The organism is Streptomyces sp. YIM 98790, assembly GCF_011421595.1.
Classification (GTDB): domain Bacteria; phylum Actinomycetota; class Actinomycetes; order Streptomycetales; family Streptomycetaceae; genus Streptomyces.
In genome coordinates, this window is the sequence record NZ_WTLH01000369.1 from 1 (window position 1) to 1,932 (window position 1,932).

At 75.7% G+C, this 1,932-nt stretch carries 3 protein-coding genes; all 3 read right to left on the bottom strand.

Annotation, left to right across the window (positions count from 1 at the left end; all coding sequences use genetic code 11):
- Positions 1-121: 121 nt before the first annotated feature.
- Positions 122-427 (bottom strand): NADH-quinone oxidoreductase subunit K, encoded by a 306-nt coding sequence (locus GQS09_RS28100; RefSeq protein WP_165990329.1) that lies wholly within the window; start codon positions 425-427, stop codon positions 122-124.
- Entirely contained in the window at positions 424-993 is a 570-nt protein-coding gene (locus tag GQS09_RS28105; protein WP_165990330.1) for an NADH-quinone oxidoreductase subunit J, read from the bottom strand. The genes GQS09_RS28100 and GQS09_RS28105 overlap by 4 nt, the downstream gene beginning before the upstream one ends.
- 113 nt (positions 994-1,106) lie before the next feature.
- Positions 1,107-1,932, bottom strand: an 826-nt coding sequence (locus tag GQS09_RS28110) for an NADH-quinone oxidoreductase subunit H (RefSeq protein WP_165990331.1), incomplete at its 5' end; no start/stop codon positions are given.

The window sequence follows — 1,932 nt, forward strand, 5'->3', positions numbered from 1 at the left end:
GCGGACACCGCCACCGCGGCGGCGGGTGCGATCCGGGCGGCCCGCCGCCCGGCCGGCGCCAGCAGCGCCCCCGCCGTCAGCGGCACGGCGGGCAGCAGCCACAGCGCGGACGCGCCGGCGCTCATCCCCTGAGCTCCCCGGCCATGTCCGCCATGTCGACCCGCCCGGCCCGGTAGACGGCGGTGGTGACGGCGAAGCCCATGGCCATCTCCACGGCCATGGCCACCACCGCCGCCACCACCAGCACCTGCCCGCCGGGCGCGGTCGGGGCCAGGAAGTGCCAGAAGGCCGCGGCGCCGGTGATCACCCCGCCGATCATCAGCTCGATGCCCATCATGATCATGACGATGGACTGCTGGGAGAGCGCGCCGTAGAGCCCGAGCGAGAACAGGCCGGCGGCCAGCAGCAGGACGAGTTCCAGGGTCATCGGCCGACCCCTCCCCGTGCCGGGTCGCGCGGCGGCCGGCGGTCCAGCCGGTCCCCGTAGCGGTCGTAGCGGCCCCGGGCGGTGGCCAGCACGATCGCGGCCACCATGGTGGACAGCAGCACCAGCCCGAACACCGTCATGGTCAGCATCTGCGGGCCCATCAGCGCCTCGCCGACCTGGAAGGTGGTGTCGGCGGGGGCCTCGCCGGCCGGCCGGTCCGGCCAGTCCACCAGCAGCACGCCTGCCGCCAGCGCCAGGAAGACCCCGGCGGCGATGGCCGCCGCGCCGTACCGGTTGTGCACCATGGACATGGGCATCAGCCCGGCCGGGTTCATCATGTAGGCGACCATGAACACGGCCATGATCAGCATCTCCATGACGGCCATCAGCACCAGGACGACGCCGAGGTAGGGCAGGCCGAGCAGCACGGTCACGCCGCCGACGCACACCAGCGCGGCGAGCAGCGAGACGGTCACCCGGGCCATCGAGTCGCACACGAACACCAGCCAGCCCGTGGCCAGGGCCGTCACGGCCAGCACGCCGAACAGCACGGTCTCCAGGTCCATGCGTGGTCCGCTCCTCTCGCGTCCTCTCCGCTCCGCACCGCGCTCCGCTCCGCCCGCTCCGCCCGCTCCGCTCCGCCCGCGCCGCCCGGCCCGCGCCGCCCTGCCCGCCGCGGCTAGCGGGCCAGCACCACCAGGGCCGGGACCAGCGTCTGCACGATCGTCAGCGGCAGCAGGACCACCCAGGCGAACTCCGCGTACCGGTCGGCACGCAGCACCGGCAGCCTGCGCGCCGCCCAGACCAGCGCCGCCAGCACGGCCAGGGTCTTCAGCAGCGACCACGCCCAGCCGGGCAGCAGCGGCCCGGCACCGCCGCCCAGGAACAGCGGCACCGCCATGGCGGAACCGGCCGCCAGCCACAGCCACCGGCCCGCCGTCAGCACCAGCCGGTCCGGCCCGGCGGCCTCGCCCAGCACGCCGCCCGCGATGTCCGGGGCGGCCGGATAGCGGAACGGGCCGTAGAAGGCGAGGGCCGGCACGGCCAGCAGATAGGCGGCGAACGCCACCGGCAGCCAGACCGCGTACCACAGGCCGTGCTGGGCGGCCGCGATGTCGCCGACGCGCAGCGACCCGGCGGCGGTGGCCGGGGCGATCAGCGCAAACATCAGCGGCAGTTCGTAGGCGAGTCCCTGGGCGAGGAAGCGATAGCCGCCGACCAGGGAGAACGCCGCGTTCGGGCCCCAGCCGGCCAGCCACAGCCCGGCCCAGGTGACCACCTCCATGGCGTTGAACCACACCACGCCCATCGAGAGGTCGGCCGGCGGCCGGGCGCCGAGCGGGATCACCAGCACGGACAGCACGGCCGAGACCGGCACGGCCAGCACGCCGAGCCGCCACAGGAGGAGGTCGGGAGCCGGGGTGCGGCGGGGCCGGGCGGCCAGCAGACGCGGCACGCCGAGCAGCGGGCGCACGGCCGCGGCGGCCGTCGCCGGGCGGCCGGCC

What these genes read in the sequence shown, in the direction of transcription:
- GQS09_RS28100 (WP_165990329.1), bottom strand. Translation starts at nt 427, where the DNA reads ATGACCCTGGAACTCGTCCTGCTGCTGGCCGCCGGCCTGTTCTCGCTC.
- GQS09_RS28105 (WP_165990330.1), bottom strand. Translation starts at nt 993, where the DNA reads ATGGACCTGGAGACCGTGCTGTTCGGCGTGCTGGCCGTGACGGCCCTG.